1 protein-coding gene is annotated in these 2,632 nt (G+C 67.0%); it reads right to left on the reverse strand.

From position 1 onward, the window contains the following. Positions 1 to 2,632: pyruvate dehydrogenase (acetyl-transferring), homodimeric type (gene aceE, locus G6034_RS19300; protein ID WP_246296389.1), on the reverse strand; the 2,632-nt coding region annotated here is incomplete at both ends.

Below are 2,632 nucleotides of genomic sequence, written 5' to 3' on the forward strand. Positions count from 1 at the left end.
TGCTGGGCGAGCATTTGCAGGGCGCGGACGACGATGCTGTGGGAGTCGATCTTGAAGAACCTTCGGGCGGCGGCGCGGGTGTCGGAGAAGCCGAAGCCGTCGGCGCCCAGGGTCGCGAAGTCGTTGGGCAGGAACTGGCGGACCTGGTCCGGGACGGCCTTCATGTAGTCGGTCACGGCGATGACGGGGCCTTGGGCGCCGGCCATTTTCGCGGTGATGTAGGGGGTGCGGGGTTCTTCGTCGGGGTGGAGGAAGGCGTGTTCCTCGGCGGCGAGTCCGTCGCGGCGCAGTTCGGTCCAGGACGTCACGGACCACACGTCGGCCGCGACGCCCCACTCGGCGGCGAGGATTTCCGCCGCTTCCAGGGCCCAGGGCACGGCGACGCCGGAGGCGAGCAGTTGGGTGCGGGGCCCGTTGTGGTCGGCGGTCTTGAGCTTGTGGATGCCGCGGGTGATGCCCTCGACGTCCATCTCGTCCGGGGCCTTGGGCTGGAGGATGGGTTCGTTGTAGACGGTGAGGTAGTACATGACGTTGGGATCGGTGGAACCGGGCCCGTACATGCGCTCGAGCCCGGCCTTGACGATGGCCCCGATTTCGTAGCCGTAGGCCGGGTCGTAGCTGATCACGGCGGTGTTGGTGGAGGCCAGGATGGGGGAGTGCCCGTCGGCGTGCTGGAGGCCTTCCCCGGTCAGGGTGGTCCGTCCGGCGGTCGCGCCGATGATGAAGCCGCGGGTCATCTGGTCCCCGGCGGCCCAGAACTGGTCCCCGGTGCGTTGGAAGCCGAACATGGAGTAGAAGACGTAGATCGGGATCAGCGGTTCCCCGTGGGTGGCGTACGCGGTCCCGGCGGCGGTGAACGCGGCCACGGAGCCGGCCTCGTTGATGCCGGCGTGCACGATCTGCCCGGACACCGATTCCTTGTAGGCCAACACCAGGTCCCGGTCCACGGAGAGGTAGTTTTGGCCGTTGGGGTTGTAGATCTTCGCGGTCGGGAAGAACGCGTCGATGCCGAAGGTCCTTGCCTCGTCCGGGATGATCGGCACGATCCGGTGCCCGATGCCCTTGTCGCGCATGAGGTCCTTCAGCAGGCGCACGAACGCCATGGTCGTGGCGGCGTGCTGCTTGCCCGAGCCGCGGTTGGCGACCTCGTAGGTCTTCTCCCCGGGCAGTTCCACCGCGGTGTGCCCGGCGCGCCGTTCGGGCAGGAACCCGCCCAGGGCGGCGCGGCGTTCCATGAGGTACTTGATTTCCGGGGCGTCCGGGCCGGGGTGGTAGTACGGGGGCCGGTACGGGTCCGCTTCCAGGACCTCGTCGCTGATGGGCAGGCGCAGGTGGGTGCGGAAGTCCTTCAGGTCCTGCAGGGTCAGCTTTTTCATCTGGTGCGTGGAGTTGCGGGCCTCGAAGTGCGTGCCCAGCCCGTAGCCCTTGACCGTGTGGGCCAGGATCACTGTCGGCTTGCCCCGGAACTCCACCGCGGACTGGTAGGCGGCGTAGACCTTGTGGTAGTCGTGCCCGCCGCGCTTGAGGTTCCAGACCTCGTCATCGGAGAGGTGCGCGGCGAGTTCCTTCGTCGCGGGGGTCTGGCCGAAGAAGTGCTCGCGGACGAACCCGCCGGACTCGGCCTTGTACGTCTGGTAGTCCCCGTCCAGGGTCTCGTTCATGACCTTCACCAGGGAGTGGTCCGTGTCGCGGGCCAGCAGCTCGTCCCATTCCCGGCCCCACAGGACCTTGATGACGTTCCAGCCCGCGCCGCGGAAGAACGCCTCCAGTTCCTGGACGATCTTGCCGTTGCCGCGCACCGGCCCGTCCAGGCGCTGGAGGTTGCAGTTCACCACGAACGTGAGGTTGTCCAGCTTGTCGTTCGCCGCGAGCTGGAGCAGGCCCCGGGACTCGGGCTCGTCCATTTCCCCGTCGCCCAAAAACGCCCACACGTGCTGGTCGGAGGTGTCCTTGATGCCCCGGTTATGCAGGTACCGGTTGGACTGGGCCTGGTAGATCGCGTTCATCGGCCCGATCCCCATCGACACCGTCGGGAACTCCCAAAAGTCCGGCATCAGCCGCGGGTGCGGGTACGAGGACAGCGCATGGCCCTCCTTGGACTTTTCCTGCCTGAACCCGTCCAGGTCCTCCTCCGAGAGGCGGCCCTCCAGGAACGCGCGCGCGTACATGCCCGGGGACGCGTGGCCCTGGAAAAAGACCTGGTCCCCGCCCCCGGCATGGTCCTTGCCCCGAAAGAAATGGTTGAAGCCGACCTCGTACAAGGTCGCCGCCCCCGCATACGTCGAGATGTGCCCGCCCACCCCGATGTCCGGACGCTGGGAACGATGGACCATGACCGCCGCGTTCCACCGCAGCCACGCCCGGTACCGCCGCTCGATCTCCTCATCGCCCGGGAACACCGGCTCCTGGTCCGCCGGAATCGTGTTCACATAATCGGTCGTCGTGACCATCGGCACGCCCACACTCTGCGCCCCCGCACGCTGAAGCAGGCTGCGCATGATGAACTGCGCCCGCTCCGTGCCCCGCTCACCAATCAACGCATCCAACGACTCCAACCACTCAGCCGTCTCCTCCGGATCACGATCAGGCAACGCATCCGTCAACCCGCTAAGAATATGGGAGCTAGTGTCTC

The sequence above is a fragment of the Arthrobacter wenxiniae genome, assembly GCF_013376105.1.
In the GTDB taxonomy this organism is placed as follows: Bacteria; Actinomycetota; Actinomycetes; order Actinomycetales; family Micrococcaceae; genus Specibacter; species Specibacter wenxiniae.